19 protein-coding genes are annotated in these 20,166 nt (G+C 72.9%); 10 read left to right on the top strand and 9 right to left on the bottom strand.

The genetic code is table 11. The features are described 5' to 3' along the window. From ACFW9D_RS23060 to glsA, 3 genes are all read right to left on the bottom strand, one after another. On the bottom strand, positions 1-806 hold an 806-nt coding region (locus tag ACFW9D_RS23060), incomplete at its 3' end, for an ABC transporter permease (RefSeq protein WP_384624312.1). Continuing rightward, a complete protein-coding gene (locus ACFW9D_RS23055) occupies positions 806-2,419 on the bottom strand; it encodes an ABC transporter substrate-binding protein (protein ID WP_384624310.1) in 1,614 nt (537 codons plus the stop codon). The genes ACFW9D_RS23055 and ACFW9D_RS23060, both read right to left, overlap by 1 nt. Positions 2,420-2,833: 414 nt before the next feature. Beyond that, a complete protein-coding gene (glsA, locus tag ACFW9D_RS23050) occupies positions 2,834-4,627 on the bottom strand; it encodes a glutaminase A (RefSeq protein WP_188340585.1) in 1,794 nt (597 codons plus the stop codon). A gap of 127 nt (positions 4,628-4,754) precedes the next feature. On the opposite strand from glsA, the gene ACFW9D_RS23045 reads away from it, so the two are divergent. Continuing rightward, a complete protein-coding gene (locus ACFW9D_RS23045; protein WP_188340584.1) occupies positions 4,755-5,342 on the top strand; it encodes a DinB family protein in 588 nt (195 codons plus the stop codon). 26 nt (positions 5,343-5,368) lie between these two features. Here ACFW9D_RS23045 and ACFW9D_RS23040 read toward each other — a convergent pair whose 3' ends face one another. Next, the gene (locus tag ACFW9D_RS23040; protein WP_384624308.1) at positions 5,369-7,393 is read right to left on the bottom strand and encodes a hypothetical protein; all 2,025 of its coding nucleotides are present in this window, start codon (positions 7,391-7,393) and stop codon (positions 5,369-5,371) included. Positions 7,394-7,752: 359 nt separating this feature from the next. Here ACFW9D_RS23040 and ACFW9D_RS23035 point away from each other — a divergent pair, with 359 nt between their 5' ends. Continuing rightward, positions 7,753-7,923 carry a hypothetical protein gene (locus ACFW9D_RS23035; RefSeq protein WP_188340582.1) on the top strand — a complete coding sequence of 57 codons (171 nt, stop codon included), beginning with the start codon at positions 7,753-7,755 and terminating at the stop codon, positions 7,921-7,923. On the opposite strand, the gene ACFW9D_RS23030 is transcribed toward ACFW9D_RS23035, so the two are convergent. After that, positions 7,912-8,394, bottom strand: a complete 483-nt coding sequence (locus ACFW9D_RS23030) for a hypothetical protein (RefSeq protein ID WP_384624306.1) — start codon at positions 8,392-8,394, stop codon at positions 7,912-7,914. The two genes, ACFW9D_RS23035 and ACFW9D_RS23030, sit on opposite strands and share 12 nt — an antisense overlap. 298 nt (positions 8,395-8,692) lie before the next feature. Between ACFW9D_RS23030 and ACFW9D_RS23025 the strand changes: the two genes are divergently transcribed. The 4 genes from ACFW9D_RS23025 (at position 8,693) to ACFW9D_RS23010 (ending at position 12,337) form a co-directional block, all read left to right on the top strand. Then, positions 8,693-9,091 carry a Ser-Thr-rich GPI-anchored membrane family protein gene (locus tag ACFW9D_RS23025; RefSeq protein WP_384624304.1) on the top strand — a complete coding sequence of 133 codons (399 nt, stop codon included), beginning with the start codon at positions 8,693-8,695 and terminating at the stop codon, positions 9,089-9,091. A gap of 37 nt (positions 9,092-9,128) precedes the next feature. Beyond that, positions 9,129-9,788 carry a DUF6629 family protein gene (locus ACFW9D_RS23020; protein WP_384624302.1) on the top strand — a complete coding sequence of 220 codons (660 nt, stop codon included), beginning with the start codon at positions 9,129-9,131 and terminating at the stop codon, positions 9,786-9,788. A gap of 73 nt (positions 9,789-9,861) precedes the next feature. Then, the gene (locus ACFW9D_RS23015; RefSeq protein WP_384624301.1) at positions 9,862-11,415 is read left to right on the top strand and encodes a substrate-binding domain-containing protein; all 1,554 of its coding nucleotides are present in this window, start codon (positions 9,862-9,864) and stop codon (positions 11,413-11,415) included. 100 nt (positions 11,416-11,515) lie between these two features. Then, entirely contained in the window at positions 11,516-12,337 is an 822-nt protein-coding gene (locus ACFW9D_RS23010; protein WP_384624300.1) for a hypothetical protein, read from the top strand. A gap of 16 nt (positions 12,338-12,353) precedes the next feature. On the opposite strand, the gene ACFW9D_RS23005 is transcribed toward ACFW9D_RS23010, so the two are convergent. After that, positions 12,354-12,911 carry a helix-turn-helix domain-containing protein gene (locus ACFW9D_RS23005; protein WP_384624298.1) on the bottom strand — a complete coding sequence of 186 codons (558 nt, stop codon included), beginning with the start codon at positions 12,909-12,911 and terminating at the stop codon, positions 12,354-12,356. Between the two features lie 147 nt (positions 12,912-13,058). Here ACFW9D_RS23005 and ACFW9D_RS23000 point away from each other — a divergent pair, with 147 nt between their 5' ends. Next, complete coding sequence (locus ACFW9D_RS23000; RefSeq protein ID WP_384624296.1) at positions 13,059-14,306, top strand: benzoate/H(+) symporter BenE family transporter; 1,248 nt, start codon at positions 13,059-13,061, stop codon at positions 14,304-14,306. 140 nt (positions 14,307-14,446) lie between these two features. Here the strand turns inward: ACFW9D_RS23000 and ACFW9D_RS22995 are convergent, their stop codons facing one another. Beyond that, entirely contained in the window at positions 14,447-15,181 is a 735-nt protein-coding gene (locus ACFW9D_RS22995; RefSeq protein WP_384624295.1) for a type 1 glutamine amidotransferase, read from the bottom strand. A gap of 100 nt (positions 15,182-15,281) precedes the next feature. Here ACFW9D_RS22995 and ACFW9D_RS22990 point away from each other — a divergent pair, with 100 nt between their 5' ends. The 3 genes from ACFW9D_RS22990 to ACFW9D_RS22980 are packed head-to-tail and all read left to right on the top strand — an operon-like array spanning position 15,282 to position 17,772. After that, positions 15,282-16,154, top strand: a complete 873-nt coding sequence (locus ACFW9D_RS22990) for a fructosamine kinase family protein (protein ID WP_384624293.1) — start codon at positions 15,282-15,284, stop codon at positions 16,152-16,154. A gap of 59 nt (positions 16,155-16,213) precedes the next feature. Further along, complete coding sequence (locus tag ACFW9D_RS22985; protein ID WP_384624292.1) at positions 16,214-17,296, top strand: dihydrodipicolinate reductase; 1,083 nt, start codon at positions 16,214-16,216, stop codon at positions 17,294-17,296. Further along, positions 17,293-17,772, top strand: coding sequence for a carboxymuconolactone decarboxylase family protein (locus tag ACFW9D_RS22980; protein ID WP_384624290.1), 480 nt, complete (start codon positions 17,293-17,295; stop codon positions 17,770-17,772). Before ACFW9D_RS22985 ends, ACFW9D_RS22980 begins: the two co-directional genes overlap by 4 nt. A 54-nt stretch (positions 17,773-17,826) precedes the next feature. Here ACFW9D_RS22980 and ACFW9D_RS22975 read toward each other — a convergent pair whose 3' ends face one another. Together ACFW9D_RS22975 and ACFW9D_RS22970 are read right to left on the bottom strand one after the other, a co-directional pair. Then, complete coding sequence (locus ACFW9D_RS22975) at positions 17,827-19,470, bottom strand: GMC oxidoreductase (protein WP_384624288.1); 1,644 nt, start codon at positions 19,468-19,470, stop codon at positions 17,827-17,829. 159 nt (positions 19,471-19,629) lie between these two features. Then, positions 19,630-20,166, bottom strand: a 537-nt coding sequence (locus ACFW9D_RS22970; protein WP_384624286.1) for an NAD(P)-dependent oxidoreductase, incomplete at its 5' end; no start/stop codon positions are given.

The raw sequence follows: 20,166 nt of genomic DNA, 5'->3' as shown, positions 1-20,166 counted from the left end.
ACGAAGACCTGCTCGGTGACGACGGCGCCGGAGATGAGCATGCCGAGTTGCAGGCCGAGCACCGTGATGACGGTGACGAGCGAGTTGCGCAGGGCGTGGCGGCCGATGACGGTGCGCGCGGAGAGGCCCTTGGCGCGGGCGGTGCGCACGTAGTCGGAGGACAGGGCGTCGAGCATCGCGGCGCGGGTCTGGCGCATCACGACGGCGGCGAGGCCGGAGCCGAGGACGATCGCGGGCAGCACGAGGCGCCGGATGTTCTCCACCGGGTCCTGGCCGAACGGCACGAAGCCGGAGGCGGCGAAGACCGGCATGGCGATGGCGAAGGCGAGCACGAGGAGCATGCCGAGCCAGAAGGTGGGGACGGACATGCCGAGGAGGGCGACGGCGTTGGCCAGCCACTCCTCGGGCTTGCCGCGCCGCACGGCGGCGACGATGCCGGCGCCGATGCCGAGCACGACCGCCAGGAGGAGGGCGAGCGCGGCGAGTTCGAGGGTGATGGGCAGCGCGTCGAGGATCGAGTCCAGGACGGGCAGTCCGCTGCGCGCGGAGGTGCCGAAGTCGCCCGTGACCGCGTGCCGTACGTAGTTCCAGTACTGCACGACGATGTTGTCGTTGAGGCCGTACTCCTCGCGGATGGCGGCGAGGACCTCGGGCGAGGACTGTTCGCCGGCCATGGCCTGGGCGGTGTCGCCGGGCATGGCGCGCACACCGGCGAAGACCGTGATCGAGACGAGGACGAGGGTCAGCAGCGACTGCCCGATGCGGCGCGCCGGGTAGGAGCTCAGGTATCCGCGGACGGTACCCATCACTTGTCACCGCCCTTCACGTATCCGGCTTCCTTCATGCGGATGAGGCCGTCGCCGGACAGGGAGATGCCGCTGATGTCCTGTGCGGCGACCGCGTAGTTGATGTTGCGGTAGGTGTAGATCACCGAGTGCTGCCGGTTGATCGCCTCGGTCAGCTCGCGGTAGATCTCCTTGCGCTTCGCCGGGTCGGAGGTGGAGCGTCCGGCGGCGATGAGGCGGTCGATCTCCGGGTCGGAGAGCTGGCCCTGGTTGTTGCTGCCCTTGGTGCCGACGAGGCTGTCGATGTTGCCGGCCGGGTCGGGCTGACCGCCCCAGCCGCCGGTGCGGGCCTGGAAGTCACCGGCGTAGGTGCGCTGCAGGCCGGTGGCGAACTCGGTCGGCTGGAGCTTCACGTCGAAGCCGGCCTCCTTGGCCATGGCCTGGACGACCTGGCCGAACCGGGCGTCCTCGGGCGTCGTGTTGATCATCAGCTCGAGCGGCACGGGCGTCTTGACGCCGGCCTCCTTGAGGAGCTTCTTCGCCTTCGCGACGTCCCGCTTCTGGCAGGTCGTGGGCGTGGAGAGCGGAGTGCCCGGCGGTACGGGGCCGCAGGCGGGCGCGTACATGCCCTGGAAGACGACCTTGTTGATCAGTTCGCGGTCGAGCGAGAGGTCGAAGGCCTCGCGGACACGGACGTCCTTCGCGAAGGGGGTGTCGACCTTGCCGGGCTTGCCGTCGATGCCGTTGTCGTTGCCGACGTTGACGGTGATGGCCATGTAGCCGAGCGAGGGCGTGTTGAGGACCTGGAGGTCCTTGTCGCCGAGGGCGCTGCGCACCTCGACGGGGCCCATCTGGTCGCCGGTCTGGACGTCGCCGGAGCGCAGGTTGGCCAGGCGGATGTTGCCGTCGGTGATGGTCTTGTAGACCACGCCGTCGAGGTGGACCCGGTCCGCGTCGTAGTAGAGCGGGTCCTTCTTGAGCTCGATGCGGTCGCCGATGACGCGCTTCTCGTACTTGAACGGGCCGACGCACGAGGGGTGCGTCGCGAAGTTCTTGCCGTACTTCGCGAGGGCCTTCGGCGACATGATCAGGCCCGCGGTGTTGGCGAGCCGGCCGAGCAGCGGGGTGTCCGCGTGCTTGAGCGTGAGGCGCACGGTGTACGGGCCGATGGCCTCGACCTTGTCGACGGAGTCGATCTCGGAGGCGCGTCCGGAGCCCTTGAGGTGGAGGTGCCGGTCGAGGGAGGTCTTCACGGCCTTCGCGTCGAGCTTGGCGCCGTCGCTGAAGCGGGCGTCCTCGCGCACGTCGAAGGTGAAGGTGCGGCCGCCGTCGGTGATCTTCGGCATCGAGGACGCCAGCTGGGGCACGAACCGGTTGTGCCGGTCCACGTCGTAGAGCTGCTCGCACATCGACGTGAACACGGTGCGCGCGACGAGCGTGCCCGTCAGGCTGGGGTCGAGCATGTCGGGGTCCGACTTGAGCCCGACGACAGCGGTTCCGCCGTCGCGGACCGGCCGGTCGTCGACGAGACGGGGAGCGGCGGCGCTCTGTTCTCCGGGCGGGGCGAGTGAGCCGCAGCCTGTGGCGAACGTCAGCAATGCGGCCGCCGCGAGCACGGCGGGTAGGCGACGCACGGGACCACACCTCCTTACACGGATGGGGTGCGCGCCCGGCCGGGTCGCGCTGGGGCGACACGGTATACCAGCGACTGTCTCACTCTCTGGACACTCTCACCACGAAAGGGCTCCCACCTTCGAATTTCTCGACAAAATACGGGCATTGCGTGCGCGGTCGTCCACGCCGATCGTTACGAATCCGAGCCTTTGGTATACCGGAGCGCGTTCCGTATTCCGGATGGCCGCTCAAAAGTCCCCGGCTCTCGCACTCCAGGACCACACAGTCGACGCCGGCGGCGCCCAGCAGGTTCCCGACGGTCGGGCCGGCCGGTCCCGCGCCGATGATCACCAGCGAAGTGGCCTCGGCGGCAAGGGAGTTGGGATCTACGAGTCCGGTCCCGCGGTTCATCAAAGCGGGGGCCCGGGCGGGCCTCAGGCGGTGTCCGCCCGGTCGACGGTCTCCGCGCCCTCCAACGGGGCCCGCTCCAGAACCGCGACCGCCTCCGGCACGCTGGCGCGCAGCCGCATGAGGCCCTCGGCGGTGAGCGTGCGGCACACCGTGTCGCGTTCGGCGAGGACCTGGCGGGACATGCGGGCCGGGAAGTCGGCGGGGGTGAGCGCGGCCCCGGGCCCGGCGGACCAGGTGCGGACCGTGGAGACGGAGTCGGCGCACACGGCGAGCCGGCCCGACTCGACGTACCAGAGCACGATGCGGCCGCTGAGCCGGGCGCCCGGCGGCTCGACGGTCTCGCCCTCGGGCAGGCGCAGGGTGTCGAAGGCGTCGGCGAGGGCGGCGCGGACCCGGGCGTCGGCGCGGCCGAACAGGTCGCAGTCGGCGAGCGGCACGGGCGCGTCGGGGTCGAGCCCGAGTTCGGCGAGCAGCCCGTCCTCGCAGGACTCCAGGGCGCGGCCGAGGTCGGGGAACTCGTCGGCGGGGCGGGCCATGGCCTGCCGCTCGTCGGGGTCCGCGAGCACCATGCGGGTGCCCCGGGTGCGCAGGTCCTCGCCGAGGGCGCGCAGCAGGTCGGCGGCGACGGTCTCGACGCGGCCGACGCGGGTCAGGTCGAGGACGAACCAGGAGACGGCGCCGGGCAGTTCGCGTGCGGCCCGCAGGGTCTGCTCGGCGGTGGCGAAGTCCAGGTCGCCCTGGAGGACGTGCACCCGGATGCGGTCGGGGCGGGCGTCGAGCGCCTCGCGCTGGGAGCGCGGGCGGTGCCGCAGCGAGCGCAGCGGCGCGGGGTGCAGGGAGCGCGGCGGCAGCGGACGGCGCTGCGGCACGGTGGCCCGCATCAGGTGCAGCCCGAACTGGTCGGAGATGAGGTGGCAGGCGGCGATGCCGCGCACGCTGTTCCCCTTCTCCTCCAGGGGCGGGCTGAACACGCCGATGCCGAACTGGCCGGGCAGCGCCACGCCGATCGCGCCGGAGACCCCGCTCTTGGCGGGCATCCCCACCTGGAGCATCCACTGGCCCGAGGCGTCGTACATGCCGCACGTCGCCATCACGGCGAGGACGTGCTGGGCGTGGCGCGGGGCGACGACACGGTCGCCGGTGACGGGGTTGACGCCGCCGCCGGCGAGCGTGGCGTGCATGACGGCGAGGTCCTCGCAGGTCACGAGGACGGAGCACTGCCGGAAGTAGACGGCGAGCTGTTCCTCCACGTCGCCGGTGAGGGAGCCCGCGTTGTGCATGAGGTAGGCGAGGGCGCGGTTGCGGTCACCGGTCGCTCGCTCGGAGGCGAAGACAGCCTCGTCGACCTTGAGCGGGCGGCCCGCGAAGGCGCTCAGGCCTTCCAGGATGCGGGCCGAACGCTCGTCGGGACCGTCCCCCGCGACGAGCGAACTGGTCACGATGGCCCCGGCGTTGACCATCGGGTTCGGCGGCCGCCCGGTGACGGGCTCCAGGCGGATGGAGTTGAACGCCTCGCCGCTGGGCTCGGCGCCGACGCGGGCCAGCACGTTCTCCAGACCGTGGTCGGCGAGCGCGAGGGCGAACACGAACGGCTTCGACACCGACTGCACGGTGAACGGCGTCGTGGTGTCACCGCTGGCGTACACCTGCCCGTCGAGCGCGCACAGGCTCAGCCCGAACAGGTCGGGGTCGACGCGGCCCAGCTCCGGGATGTACGAGGCGGGCTCGCCGTCGTCGAGGTCGCGCAGCCGCAGCCGCACCTGGTCGAGGAGGGCGGTCAGGGGGTCGCCGGGCCGGTCCTGCTGCTCGTTTCCCATGCCTCCCATCGAAACGCATCGGTGCGGGCGGCGCGTGCGGTACTGGTCCGTCCGTAAGGGCCCGGGTCCGGTGCCGCCCGGCCGAAAGAGCTTGATCGTTCCGCACGGCGGCCAGCAGACTGCCCCCATGAGCGAAACCGAACAGAAAGCCGACCTGCGCCGCTATCTGCAGGAGGCCCGGGACTCCCTCCTGTGGAAGCTGGAGGGCCTCTCCGACTACGACGTACGGCGCCCGCTGACCCCCACCGGCACGAACCTGCTGGGCCTGGTCAAGCATCTGACCTATGTGGAACTCGGCTATCTCTGCGCCACGTTCGGGCGCGAGCACGGCGAGACGCTCGACGATCCCGAGCAGGACATGTTCGCGGCCGCCGACGAGACGCGCGAGCAGATCGTGGACCGCTACCGGCGCGCCTGGGTCCACGCCGACGCCGCCATCGAGGAACTGGCGCTCGACACCGTCGGCAGCGTCCCCTGGTGGCCGAAGGAGCGCGCCGAGGTCACCTTCCACCACGTGCTGGTCCGCGTGCTCGCCGACGCCCAGCACCACGCCGGTCACGCCGACATCCTGCGCGAGGGGCTCGACGGGGCGGTGGGCTGGCGCCGGGACAACGACGCGCTGGGGACCACCGACCTCGACGAGCGGGCCGCGTACCACGCCCGTCTGGAGGAGATCGCCCGCCGGGCGGACCCGTCGTCGGCCCCGCCCGGCTGAGGCTCAGGCCCCGCCCGACCGAGGGCTCAGGCCCCGCCCGCGTCGTGGCGGTCCAGCCAGTCCCGGGCCGCCGCCCGTTCGGCCTCGGTCGGCGCGGGGCGCACCTGGTCGGGGTGGCTGATCACATCATGCTGCCGGGCGAACTCCAGGGCGATCTCCCGGGCCCGTGCGGAGACGCCGGGGTGTTCGGCGACCTCCACGGCGCGCTGCCACCAGCCCCGGCTGCGCGGGTCGACGCTGTAGTGCCACATCGGCTGCGCGGGGTCGGCGACCCCGAGCAGCACCCGGTGCAGCACGTAGTCGCGCAGTCCGGGCGTGCCGATGAGCCGGTCGGCGACGAGCAGGGGGTGCTCTCCGTCGAGGCGGGCTCGCACCAGCACCCAGGTCATCAGCTGGCCGACGTCGTGCGCGGACGAGGTGACGAAGTCCCACAGCTCGGCGGCCTTCGCCTCGTCGGGGGCGCCGAGATGGGTGAGCAGCCGCTGCTGGTCCTTCCAGACCGGCCGCTTCCCGTTCCACCACGCGACCAGCTTCGCGGCGGCCGGGTGGTCCAGGTCGAGCGCGAGACAGGTCAGGGTGACCAGCGGGTGGCGCCATTCGGCGTACGTGGTCTCGTACTTCTTGGTGAGCTCCTTGAGGCGGGGCAGCAGCGCGTCGGCGTCCGCGCGCGTGGCACGGCCGTGGGCGAGGAGCAGTTCGAGGCAGAAGCCGAGGCCCTGCAGCTCGGTGCCCGGGTCGGCGACGCGCGCGTGGAGCCACGCTTCGTCGGCGTCGGTGAGCGTCCGGTACCGGTGCCAGACGTCGCAGAGCGCGCCCCGGTACGCGGTGAGATCGGGCCCGGCGCCGGCGAGAAGCCCTTCGACGGCCTCCGCGAAACGGTCCAGGTCGGCCAGCACCTCGGCGGTGTCGACGCCGGTGAACACGGAGCCCTCCGGCCGCAGGACCGCCTCCCGCACGAGGTCCACGCGGTCGTGGACCGCGTCGGCGGCGAGGACGCGCAGGTCGCGGGGCAGGCGCGGGTCGGTGGCGCAGCGGACGTCCATGAGTCCGGCGTAGAGCTGCTGAACGCGATACCCGGCCCCGGTCTCCTCACGCCAGTCGGCGGTGAGCGCGCCGGTCAGCGCACTGCGCAGAGAACGCAGGGACGCCTCGGGGGCGTCGTGCGCGGCCAGTTCCGCCGCGATCCGGACAGCGGCGCGGACCGCGTCCGGTTCCTCGAACGCCCGGTACAGGGTGAGCCAGTCGCGAACCGCGCTCCGCTCACCGGAGAGGGCGAACTCACGTACCGCGGCGAGCCCTCGCTCGGACGGGACCTCGGTGAGGGTGTCCGAAGCGCGGGCGCCGAGGGCCTCGACGATGGCCCAGGCCTGCGCGTGGTCCTGCCGCAGCAGCGCGTGCAGCAGGTCGTCCCACGCCTCCCAGTCCGCGAGCCGGCCCGGGTACGCGGCCTGCCAGGCGTGCAGCAGCCGCTCCGTCTCGTCGGGGGTCAACGCGTCGCGCCGCTCCAGCGAGACCGCGAAAGGGGCGGCGGCCGCGAGGTCCAGGGGATCGGCGAGCCGGGCGTGCAGCCAGTCGGCCTGGGCCGGGGAGAGCGGTCGGTACGTGTAGGGGTGCCGGCTGCGGTCCAGCGGTTCGTCGAGCTCCGCGAGGAACTGGCGTACGCCGTCCGGGTCCGCGGGGTCGGGCAGGCCCGCGGCGTCACGGTGCGTGATCCGGTCCAGGACGAAGGCGCCCTGCGGGCCGCCGTTCACCAGCCTGTATCCGGGCGGGCCCTCGCCCAGCCCCGCGGTGACGACGGTGTGGTCGCCTCCCCAGTGCAGCAGCAGCTCGCCGGTCAGGGCGCCGGAGCGGTCGAAGGCGCGCTCGTGGGACTGCCAGTGCCAGTAGGCGAACGAGACGGGGGCGCAGAGGCCCTTGTGCGCGCGGAGTTCGGCGGCGTCCTCGTGGCCGTCGGACTGCGTGTAGCGGCCCCTGCCGGGCGGGGGCAGCACAAGGAAACCGTCGTCGCCCAGGTGTTTCCACCAGGTCTTGATCGCGGCCAGATCTGACACGTGCGGGTCCCCCGGGTGGTGCGGTGTCGATGTCGTCCCGGGTCACCCTGCCACAGGGCGCCGACAACGCGGTCCGCGTCTCCGGGCCGGTGGGGGCTGGTCGCGCAGTTCCTCGCGCCCCTGAAATGCAGACCCTTCGGGTCGCATTTCCCCGATAGAGGCTGAACGGCGCAGCCGTTCGCCTCTGGGGGCGCGGGGCTGTGACATCAGAGGCTCCGCCGCGGGGCGCGACCAGCCCCCACCGAGCCGCACCCGCCCACGCGACGGAACCCGGCACACGAGAACGCTCCGCATGCGCCACCCTCCGCCTCAAGCGATCATGAGGCCGAAGCCGGTTCCCCTGCGGAAAGGACTCAAGCGTGCTGATCTACATCTCGATGGTGCTCGGCGCGGTGAGCGTCCTCTGCATAGGCGTCACGGCGAAACGCCTGGCCACGGACGAGGTGAAGCTGGGCGCCCCCGCGCTGGCCCTGGTCACCGCTTTCACGGCCGTGGCCCTGATGCTCACGGCGACCGCGTCAGGGCAGTGACTCGGGCTCGACCTCCTCGGCCATGTCGTGCTCGGCCGCCTGATGGGCGACCTCGTCGACCTCCTCCTCGGCGTCGGCCCCGTCACCGACCGACACGACCCGCCGGCCGGACCGCCACCGCCCCGACTCGTCGTCGTACGGCTCGGCGTCCTCGTCGCGCAGACCATCGTCGTCGTCCCCGTCCCCCTCGTCGCTCTCCAGCGCCTCGAGCAGCTCCAGGACCGTGTCGGGCTGCTCCTCCGAGAGGCGCTCGTCGAGGGTCTCCCCCGCCTGCCGCTCGGCCGCGGTGACGCCCGTGTGCTCCACGCCGAGGGGGCGCTCGGGCGGCGACCAGCCCGCGTCGTACGGGTCGACGCCCCGGTCGTAGAGGGTGTCCTCCGCGTCCAGGATGCCCTGGTCCTCACGGGCCTCCGGGTCCCCCGGCTGGTAGACCTCGTCGCCCATGGCCGCGTCGTCGCTGCGCTCCGTCATCCGGGTCACCTCGTCTCGCCGTTCCCGGCTCCCCCTCACGTATCCAGCGTGCCCCCGCGCGGGCGCACCGGCACCTCGTCCCGGGGCCCGGACGCGCGGGCGCGGGCGCGAGGATGCGCCTGTACGGCGGCTCTGTCCTGCCGAGCCCGCCGCTTCGGGGAACGCGGGCTACCCCATGGAGTGGGCTTCGGCCGGGGCCCTTTCACGATCTTGTCCGGGTGGCAGGGCTCTTTGTGTGCGGGCCCTCGCCCGCCCCGTCCGTCCCGAATCCCCTATCTGCTCGGAACGAGGTCGTCGCATGCGCCGCACCGGATTCCTGTCCCTCGTCGCCGCTCCCCTGCTGGCTCTGGCCCCACCACCGGGGCCGGACCAGGCGCTGTCCGTGACGGCCCCGGCCGCCGCCTCCGTGCATCCGGCGGGCGGCACGCTGTTCGTCGCCTGGCGCAACGCCACGGGGCAGGAGCTCGACATGTGGCTGGTGCGGGGCGAGACGGAGCGGGTGGTGCGGCTGGCCTCGAAGCTGTCCGCCGCCCCGGCGGGCGAGACCGCGACCGTGCTGCCGTCCGTGCCGGACGGCGACGGCTACGCGATCGAGCTGGTGAGCCGGGACGGTTCCGGACGGGCTTACAGCGGCACGTTCGCCGTGGGGCCCACGGTGCGCGGCCTGTCGGCCGGGCGTCCGGGCGGCGCCGGCTGACGGTGCCGGGCGCGCCCGGGGACCGTAGCGTGGCCGCATGTGCTGGAGTGCGACGGCCGATCTGGTGGCGGGCGGTGCGATCACCGCGGTCGGGGTCGTGTGTGTGGCCCGTGCGGCGCGGGTGCGGCCCCGGGCCGTGCCGCTCGCCGCGCTGCCGCTGCTGCTCGGCGCGCATCAGCTGATCGAGGCCGCGGTCTGGCACGCGGGCGGCGGCACCGGTGCGGCGACGCTGGCCTGGGCGGTGATCGCGCTGCCGCTGCTGCCGCTGTGGGTGCCGCTCGCGGTGTGGTGGGCGGTGTCCGGCGCGGCCCGGCGCCGGCTGTGGCTGCCGGTGGCCGTCGGGGCGGTGACCTCGGTGGTCCTCGCCGGGGTGCTGACCACGCACACGGTGACCGCCGAGATCCGCGGCCACACCATGGCGTACGCGATCGGCCTGCCGCACGCGGCCTGGCTGATCGGCGGCTATCTGGTGGCGACGATCGGCGCCCTGCTGCTGTCCGGTGAGCGGGCGCTGGTGCTGCTCGGCGCTCTCGTGGGGGCCGGTGCGGCGGTGTGCGCGGCGCTGTGGCGCTGGGAGTTCGTCTCGACGTGGTGCGCGTGCGCGGCCCTGTGCTCGGTGCTGCTGCTCGGGTGGGTCCGGCGCGGGGTTCCCGCGGCGCCGAGGAGTACGAACTCCCCGCCCGTTCCCCGTAGTTGAACGCCCGACGAACAGTGGGCGAAGCTCCCCGCCGTCCGGCCGGAGCGGCCCCCTCGATCCGTACCGTCACCCCATGGGCTGGCTCGAGATCACTTTCACGGCCGCGGGCCTGCTGCTCGGCGTCGTCTCGATCATCACGCCGTTCGCCGCGGACCGCAGGGCGCGACGCAGCAGACGCATCGGCTTCCGCAAGCAGATGGACATCGCGATAGGGCACAACGGGCCCGCCCCTGTGGCCGGGCAGGCGGACCCGCCCCTGCTCGGGCTCTTCAACGACCTGCCCGAGATGCGGGACGCGACGCTCGTGCTGCTGCGCATCGAGAACGACGGTTCGCGGCACATCGAGGAGTCCGACTATCTCGACTCCTCGCCGCTGTACGGGCTCACCGCCGAGTTCCCGGGGCGCACGATCCGCGCCCAGGACGTCACGCTGCCCGGCGAACACACCAATCTGATGGGGTACTTCGAGCACCAGCCGGGCCTGCACGTGGCGGGTCCGAGCACGCTGCGGATCCCTCGGGTGCCGCTCAAGCCGGGCGCCCACTACAAGATCCTGGTGCTGCTCAACGGGGGTGCGGAGGGCGACCGGGTCGTGGTGACCGGCGACCTGAAGGACGGCTCGCTGCACGAGAACCACAGTCTGACGCCGGACGAGAAGCCGCCCGCGTTCAGCCGGCAGGCCCGCTGGACCACGGTCGTCCTGGGCCTCGCGCTGATGGCCGCGGCCGTCCTGCCGCTGACGCTGCCCGCGCCGCTGCCGGACGACTGCGAGACGGGCACGCTGCGGCTCACGGGGTCGACCGCGTTCGCGCCCGTGCTGACGGAGCTGGCGCGGAAGTACGAGGCCCACTGCGGAGACGAGCCGCGGATCACGGTCGCGGCGCACGGAAGCCGCACCGGAGTGCGGGAGTTGGCGCTGTCGGGCGGCAGGACGCAGGACGGCGCGGCGGCGGTCGCGTTCTCGGACGGGCCGCGTCCGGCGAGTTACACCCAGCTGAGCGAGAGCCGGATCGCGGTGTCGCTGTTCACGCTGGTCACGCACGACGACGTGAAACTGACGAACCTGTCGGTGGCGGACGTGCGGCGCCTGTACCGCGGGGAGATCGGCAACTGGAGCGAGTTGGGCGGCCCGGATCTGCCCGTCGTCCTCGTGAGCCGCACCTCGGGCTCCGGCACCCGGTCCGCGCTGACCGAGCGGGTGCTCGGGGGCCGGGACGAGCCGCCGGCCTCCTCCGACGACTGCGTGAACCGCACGGTGCGGGACGCACCCGTCCTGCGCTGCGAGCTCGACTCGACGGAGCAGGTGCTCGACACGGTGGCCCGGACGCCGGGCGCGCTCGGCTACGCGGAGCTGCGGGCCGCCTCGCCGCCGGACGCCCCGCACGGGCTGCACCGGCTGACGCTCGACGGGCGGGCCCCGAACCCGGACCGGCTGGACACCGGCGGCTACCCGTACCGGGAGATCGAGTACGCGTACACGTACGGCCGGCCGCCCGCGGACTCGCTGGCGTCGAGCTTCCTCGCGTACGCGGTCGACAACGGGACGGGCAAGGGGGTCGTCGCGACGCACGGGCACCTGCCGTGCGGGACGCCGGTGGGGCTGCGGGTGTGCGGGAAGGCCGACTGAGCGTCCCGCGGACGCTCGGCGCGGCATCCGCGGGGCGGCGAACGTAGACTTTATGGGGTGTTTGGGGCGCACGTTGCGCCTGGGACGGCGAGGTGAGGTCATGGCCGGACAGTCCTCGAACAGGCCGCGCGCCTGGCGCACGGCGGCCAGGGTTCCGGTGGCCGCCGCCTTCGTCTGCGCGAGCGTGTTCGCCGCCGCGGGCCCCGCCCTCGCCGACGACGCCTCGGACATGTCGGCGCAGGAGCTGGCCGACGCGGCGAAGAAGGAACTCACGGACGCGAAGTCGCTGCACGTGAAGCTCACCGAGCGCACGGACGAGCGGGAGCTGCGCACGCCCTCGTCGTTCGATCTCCGTCTCGACGAGGACGGGAACTGCACGGGTTCGCTGACGATGGGCACGGGCGGCGCCGACGGCGGCAGCCTCGACCTGGTCAAGCGGGGCGACGAGGTCTGGATGAAGCCGGACGCGACGTTCTGGAAGGCGCAGGTGCCGGGCGGCGCGGGCGAGCTGGCGGCGCAGCTGTTCGACGGCCGGTACGTGCACGGGACGACCGACGACCCGATGCTCGACGGCCTGTCCGACGTGTGCGACCTGGACTCCTTCCGCGGCGAGCTGGAGAACGGCTCGGGCGGCTCCGGGCCGGACCACCTCACCAAGGGCGACGAGACGACGGTGCGCGGCACCGATGTCGTGCCGCTGACCGGACGCGAGCACGGCAAGGACTTCACCCTGTACGTGGCCTCGGACGAGCCGCACCAGCTCGTACGGGCGACGGTGAAGGGCACGGACGAGTCCGTCACGATGACGCTGACCGACTACGGCAAGCCGGTGCCGGACGAGACACCCTCGGCGGACCAGTCGGTCGACATCTCGAAGCTGCGCGACATGGCCCCGGACGAGACGCCGCGGGCCGGCGCCTGACCGGGCCGCCGGACGCTCAGGCCTCCGGGCCGGCCGGCGGGCTCTTCGGGTAGCGGACGAAGAGGACGCCCTGGACCTCGCCGTGCGGCGCGCCGTACAGGTGCGGGACGTCGGCACTCCAGGTGGCGTGACCACCGGGGCCCGCGGTCTGCGGGGCGTCGGGCAGGCCCACGACGGCGGTGCCGGAGAGCACCATCAGGCTCTCGGTGGTGTGCGGGACGTGGGCGGCCGATTCCTGTACGGCTCCGTCGGCGATGGTGACCCGGAAGACGTCGGTGGCGGCGTCGGCGTCCTCGTACCGTTCGAGCAGGACCGCGGTGACGGCGCTGCCCGACACTCCCCCGGCCGCGGCCGTGACGCCGGGCGGCGGGTCGTCGAGGACGGCGCTGAGCGGGCGGCCCAGTGCCGTGGTCAGCGCGTAGAGGGTCTCCAGGGTCGGATTGCGCAGGCCGCTCTCCAGCTCCGAGAGGGTGCCCTTGCCGACGCCGGAGCGGCGGGCCAGTTCGGACAGCGTGAGGCCGTCGGCCCGGCGCAGCCCCCTGAGCCGGCGCCCCACCTCGTCGTTCAGCCCCATCCGCCCGCCCTCCGGGGAAGTGTGTTGACGGTTCACGGTCCGCGTCCCTAGTGTTCCATAAACAGAACGTTCTGTTTATGGAACACACTCTGCCCCGCGGCGCCGTGCCGCACCTCTGGCCCCGCACGTTCCGGAAGTGATGCCCCCATGCCCTCGCTCGCCCGTCTCCGCGCGCTCGCCCCGCCCTCGGCGGTGGCGGCCGGACTGATCGCGGTCACCGTCGGCGTGACCAGTTCGGCGGCCCTCGTCTTCACGGCGGCCCGGGCCGCGGGCGCGGACGCGCGGGAGATCTCCTCGTGGATGCTGGCGCTCGGTGTCGGCCTCGCCGTCACCTGCGTCGGCCTGTCGCTCCGCTTCCGCGCCCCCGTGGTCACGGCCTGGTCGACGCCGGGCGCGGCGCTGCTGGCGACGAGCCTGGCCGGGGTGCCGATGGCGCAGGCGATCGGCGCGTTCCTCTTCTGTGCCGTGCTGATCCTGCTGAGCGGGCTGACCGGATGGTTCGCCCGGGCCATGGACCGGATCCCGGTGCCGCTCGCCTCCGCACTGCTCGCGGGCGTGCTCCTCCAGTTCGGGACGGGCCTGTTCGCGCAGATGGAGGGTGGTTTCGCCGTCGCGTTCACGGTGTTCGCGCTGTATCTCCTGGCGCGCCGCCTCCTGCCCCGGTACGCGGTCCTGCTCGCCCTGGCGGGCGGGGTCGTGGCCTCGGTCCTGGCCGGCGGCTGGCATCTCGACCGGCTCCGGCTCTCGATCGCGCAACCGGTGTTCACGGCCCCGGAGTTCGACTGGAAGGTGCTGATCAGCGTCGGCGTGCCGCTGTTCGTCGTGACGATGGCCTCGCAGAACCTGCCGGGGGTCGCGGTGCTGCGGGCCTCCGGGTACGACGTGCCGGTGTCGCCGCTGCTGACGTGGACGGGCGCGGCACAGGCGGTGCTGGCCCCGTTCGGCGCGTTCGGTCTCAACCTCGCGGCGATCACGGCCGCGATCTGCACGGGCGAGGAGGCGCACCCGGACCGGGACCGGCGCTATCTGGCGGCGGTCTGGGCGGGCGTCTGCTATCTCTGCGTGGGCCTGCTGGGAGCGACGGTCGCCTCCCTGCTGAGCGCGATGCCGCACGTCCTGGTCCTGTCGGTGGCCGGGGTGGGCCTGCTGGCCACGATCGAGTCCTCCCTGTCGACGGCCCTGTCCGACCCGCGCTCGCGCGAGGCTGCGGCCGTGACCTTCCTGGCCACGGCCTCCGGCGTCACTCTGCTGGGCATCGGCTCGGCGTTCTGGGGCCTGCTCGCGGGCGTCCTGACGAGCCTGGTCTCCACGGCGGGCCGCCGCCGGGCCACGGCCCCGGCCGCCGAGCCCCGAGAGGCGGTCGGCTCCGGCACAGCGCCGCGCACCGGCGTGTGAGCTCGGACCGGAAGGCACCCGCGGCGGCGAACGCTCCCACCGGCGGTGGCATCCCCCATGGACTGCCCTCCTGCGCGCACCCAGCCTGATGCCTGCCGTCGGCGACCGCCCAGCCCAGGCGCCCGCACCCCACGCCCGCCTCAGCCCCGGCACACCCGCGCGAACCGGCGCGTGAACTCGGACCAGACCTCGACCGCCCGCGGCTCCGCGGCCTCGGCGCGGGCGAGCACGTCGGCGGGGTCCAGGCCGTGGGCGGTGAGGCCGGCCGGGTCCCAGGCGGCGATCCGGGCGGCCTCCGCCTCGGGGTGGAACTGGGTGCCCCAGGCACACCGGCCGAGCCGGAACGCCTGGTACGGGCACGCTTCGCTGGACGCCAACCAGACGGCTCCGTCGGGCAGTTCGGTGATCGTGTCGACGTGCCGCTCGATCGCGGGGACGGTGTCGCCGAGTCCGTGCAGCAAGGGGTCCCCGCCCGCTGCGGGCCGGAGCCGGATCTCCGTGCTCCCGTGTTCGGGGCGCCCGTAGGCCGCCCGCACCGTGCCTCCGGCGACCTGTGCGAGCAGCTGTCCGCCGAGGCAGATGCCGAGGAAGGGCGTCCCGGCGTCGAGGGCCTGCCGGGTCAGACGCCGGGTGTCCGGCAGCCAGGGGGCCCGCGCGTCGTCGTCGGGCATGAATCCGCCGCCGAGCACGATCAGCGCCCGGCCGCCGAGCGCGCCGGGCAGCAGGTCCCCGGCGAACGGACGGGCCACCTCCACGTCGAGCCCGGCCCCGCGCAGCCAGTCGCCGATCCGCCCGGGCCCGCCGCCCGGGGTGTTCTGCACGACGAGCACCTCGGCGCCGGAGCGCGGACTCCCCCTGTCCGGAACCTTCGTCACAGTCCGCCCCCTCGCCTCACCCGTCACCGGTCCCGGGCAGCAGCAGACCAAGCGGGCGTGGCTCCGTCAACAGGGCCTCGGCGCTCGTACGCTGATCCGCATGTCGAGCGAGTCCGACGCCGCGCAGGGTGCCGCACGGGCCACCGGGCGCGCCGTGTCCCAGGTGCGGCGGATGTCCGGCGAGATGTACGGGGCCACGCTCGACGGCGGCCGCGCGGTGGTCGTGAAGCGGGTCGGGGATCCCGGCGCCCTGCGCGCCGAGGTGGCCGGTCTGCGCTGGCTCGCGGAGGCGGGCGCGGTGCCGGTGCCGGCGGTGCACGGGGGCGAGCACGGGTGGCTGGTGCTCGACCGGGTGGGACCGGGCAGGGCGAGCGCGGACGGCGCCGAGCGGTTCGGCCGGGCGCTCGCGGCGCTGCACCGTGAGGGGGCTCCGGCGTTCGGCGCGCCGCCGCCGGGCGGCCCCGTCGAGGCGTTCATCGGGCGCGCGCCGATGCGCAACGTGCCGGGTGACGCGTGGCCGCGCTGGTACGCCGAGCAGCGCGTGCTGCCGTATCTGCGTCGGGCCGTGGACGCGCGGACCCTGAGCACCGCGGAGGGGGCCGTCGTCGAACGGGTCTGCGCGCGGATGCCGGAGCTGGCCGGACCCGCCGAGCCGCCCGCGCGACTGCACGGGGACCTGTGGAGCGGCAACGTCCTGTGGGACGCGGAGGGCTCCGCCTGGCTGATCGATCCCGCCGCGCACGGCGGGCACCGCGAGACGGATCTCGCCATGCTGGCGCTGTTCGGCGCCCCGCACCTCGACCGGATCCTCGGCGCGTACGAAGAGGTGACGCCGCTCGCCGCGGGTCGGCGCGAGCGCGTTCCCCTGCACCAGCTCTTCCCGCTCCTGGTGCACACCGTGCTGTACGGCCGCGGTTACGCCGAAGAGACCCTCGCGGCCGCCCGCGCCCTGGACGGCCGTCATCCCGCGTAGACCTTCTACGGCCGCCGCACCCCTATGAACTGACGGTCCATCAGGTTACGCTCCGGCGCATGACTTCCACGGTGGTGTGGGGCACCGGGAACGTGGGGCGGGCGGCCATCCGGGCCGTCGACGCCCATCCCGGGCTCGAACTGTCGGGCGTGCTCGTGCACGATCCCGCGAAGGACGGCCGCGACGCGGGCGAACTCGCGGGGCTCGCCCACACGCTCGGCGTCACGGCGACGACCGACATCGACGCGCTGCTCGGCACACGGCCCGACGCCGTCGTGTACGCCGCGTCCGGCGAACTGCGCCCCGACGAGGCCCTGGACGACATCTGCCGCGCGCTGCGCACGGGCGCGGTCGTCGTCACCCCGGCGCTCTACCCGCTCTACGATCCGCGCAGCGCGCCCCCCGAGTTCACGGACCCGGTCCGCGCGGCGATCGCGGCGGGCGGCGGCTCGCTGTTCGTCTCCGGCGTGGACCCCGGCTGGGCGAACGACATCCTGCCGCTCCTGGTCAGCGGCCTGGGCTCCCGCATCGACGTCGTGCGCTGCCAGGAGATCTTCGACTACTCCACATACGACCAGGAGGACTCGGTCCGCGATCTGGTCGGCATGGGGCATCCCATGGACTACGCGCCGCTGATGCTCGCCGAGTCGGTCCCGACGATGGTGTGGGGCGGTCAGATCCGGCTGCTCGCGCGGGCGCTCGGGCTCGAACTGGACGAGATCCGCGAGACGTTGGAGCGCCGCCCGCTGGAGTCGGACGTGACGACGGCGACGATGGGCGACTTCGCGCGGGGCACCCAGGGCGCGGTCCGCTTCGAGGTGCAGGGTGTCGTCGGCGGTGAGGTCCAGCTGGTGGTCGAGCACATCACGCGGATCCATCCGTCCTGCGCCCCCGACTGGCCGCTGCCCCCGGGCGGCGGCGCCGGGGCGCACCGGGTGATCGTCGAGGGCCGCCCGCACATCGAGGTGACGGTGCAGGCGACCGACGAGGACGGCAACCAATCGGCGGGCGGCAACGCGACCGCCGTGGGGCGCCTGGTGAGCGCGGTCGACTGGCTCACCACCGCGCCGCCCGGACTGTACGACGCACTCGACGTGCCCCTGCTCCCCGCGGCCGGCCGGATCGGAAGGAAGCAGCCATGATGATCGACATCCCCGAGGGCGAGGAGCCGATCCCGTACGTGTGGGGCGAGATGGTGCCCGGCATCGGGCCGGCGGCGGCCCAGTTCTCGATGGCGGTCTACGACCACTCCAGGCTCGGGCTGCGCGAGTTCGAGGCGGCGCGGCTGCGGATCGCGCAGATCAACGGGTGCCTGTTCTGCCTGGACTGGCGCACGGAACGGGACGGCGTGAAGGTCGAGGAGTCGTTCGCGGACGCGGTGGAGCAGTGGCGGAGCACCGACGCGTTCGACGACCGGACGCGGCTCGCCGCCGAGTACGCGGAGCGGTACGCGCTGGACCACCACGGGCTCGACGACGCGTTCTGGGCGCGGATGACCGCGCACTACAGCCAGGCGGAGATCGTGGAGCTGAGCATGGCGGTCGGCTCCTGGCTGGCGTTCGGCCGGCTCAACCACGTGCTCGGCCTCGACGCGGTGTGCGTCCTGCCCAAGTCCTGAACACCCCTCACGCCCTCAGGACTTGGGCAGGCACTCACCGCCGGCGGACGCCGCTCACAGATCGGTGGCGACGATCTTCTCGATGTTGCGCTCGGCGAGCGCGGTGATGGTGACGAACGGGTTGACGCTGGTGTTGCCCGGAATCAGGGCTCCGTCGATGACGTAGAGCCCTGAATAGCCGTGCAGGCGGCCGTAGTTGTCGGTCGCCTTGCCGAGCACGGCGCCGCCCAGCGGGTGGTACGTGAGGTGGTCGCCCCAGATCTTGTACGCGCCGAACAGGTCGGTGCGGTAGATCGTGCCCTCCGTCGAGTTGATGCGGTCGAAGATGGACTTCGCCATGGTGATGGAGGGCTGCTTCCAGGCGGTCTGCCAGTTCAGGTCGACCCCGCCGGTCGTCGGGTTGTACGTGAACTGGGCCCGGTTGGGGTTCTTGGTGATCGACAGGTAGAAGGACGCGTAGGTCTCGATGCCGGTGGGCAGCGGGGCGACCTCGGCGAAGGCCCCTCCCCCGGCCCAGTTGTCGATGCCTCCGGTCGGGATGGAGGACTGCAGGGCGCCGGTCGGGTCCCACATGTGGTTGGCGCGGCCGCACATGACGTTGCCGTTGTCGCCCCAGCCCTTGCCGATCTCGGCGTTGAGCGCGGGGAGCGCGCCGGTGGCCTTGAGCCGGGTGAGCAGCTTGCTGGTGCCGACGCTGCCGGCGGCGAAGAAGACGCGTGCGGCGCTGATCTCCTTGGTGGCGGCGACCTTGCCCTCGGTGTCGAGCTGGTCGATCCGCACGGTGTAGCCGCCGCCGGAGGCGGGGCTGACGGAGGTGACCTTGTGGAGCGGGGTGACGGTGACCCGCCCGGTGGCCGCGGCCCGCGCGAGGTAGGTCTTCTGCAGGGACTTCTTGCCGTAGTTGTTGCCGTAGAGGATCTCGCCCGCGAGCGCGGACTTCGGGACCGATCCGGCCGCCTCCTTCTCCATGTAGTCCCAGTCGTACACGTCGGGGACGAACACGAAGGGGAAGCCCGAGCGCTGCGCGTGTTTGCGGCCCACGCGCGCGTACTGGTAGGCGTCGGTGGTCTCGAACCAGTCGGGGTCGATGGTGGCGGTCCCGAGGCCGGCGTTCGCGCGCGGGTAGTAGGTGGCGTACATCTCGGCCGCGTCGACCGTGGGCAGAATCGCCCCGAAGTTCTCCCGCTTGGGCGTGACGGCCATGCCGCCGTTGACGAGCGAGCCGCCGCCGACGCCGCGGCCCTGGTAGACGATGATGCCGCCGAACTCCTCGGCGTCGAGGATGCCGGTGTGACAGGGCACGTCCTTGTCGAGCGGGTAGCCGAGGAAGTTGCTGATGGGCTGCTTGGTTCTGGTGCGCAGCCAGAAGGATCTGTAGTCGGGCTTGGTGGTGTTGGCGAAGATCTTGCCGTCCGAGCCGGGCGTGTCCCAGGCCATGCCCATCTCGACCATCGTGACGTCGACCCCGGCCTCGGCGAGGCGCAGCGCGGCGACCGAACCGCCGTAGCCGGAGCCGATGACGAGGGCGGGCACACTCGCCCCGTCGGCGAGCGGGGCGAGCGCCGGGGCGGCGGCGCGGGCGGCCGCGGCGGCCGGTCCGGCCAGCGCCACGGCACCGAGAAGAGAACCTGTTCCTGCGAGGAAGCCGCGCCGGGACAGTCCGTTACGAGCCACTTCAGTGGGGGTTGCGGCAGTCATTCCGAGTTCCTATCTCTCGACGGAATCGGAACGAGTTCTACTGTTGATCGGCAACAAGGTGAATGGAAACCGTTCGGTAACCTACGTACGGATCATGAGGTTTTCGAAGTTCCTGTACTTCTTTTCGGATGTGCCGATCTTGTTCCATGGCGACGGCGCTCAGCCCAGGGTGCGCACGGGGCTGCCCGCCAGGTACGCCTCGATGTCCTCGACCGCACCCTGGAAGTAGCCCTCGTAGTTGCGCCGGGTGACGTAGCCGAGGTGGGGCAGGCCGAGGAAGTTCGGCGCCGTGCGCAGCGGATCGTCGGCGGGCACCGGCTCGGTGGTGAAGACGTCGGCGCCGGCCCCGGCGATCCAGCCCTCGCGCAGGGCCCGCAGCAGCGCCTCCTGGTCGACGATCGCGGCGCGCGAGGTGTTGACCAGGAAGGCGCCGGGCCGCATCCGGCGCAGCTCCTCGGCTCCGATCAGGCCGCGGGTGCTCTCGCCGAGGACGAGGTGCACGGAGACGAAGTCGCTGGTCTCCAGGAGTTCCTCCTTGGAGGCGGTGTACGTGACGCTGGCCTCGGCGGCGCGCTCCGGCGTGAGGTTCCGGCTCCACGAGGCGACATCCATGCCGAACGCGGCGCCGACGCGGGCGACGCGGGTGCCGATCTTGCCGAGGCCGAGCAGGCCGAGGGGGCCCCCGGGGCCGGCGGC

The sequence above is a fragment of the Streptomyces sp. NPDC059524 genome (genome assembly GCF_042749255.1).
Classification (GTDB): domain Bacteria; phylum Actinomycetota; class Actinomycetes; order Streptomycetales; family Streptomycetaceae; genus Streptomyces; species Streptomyces xanthii.
This window is presented reverse-complemented; position numbering and strand designations above follow the sequence as displayed.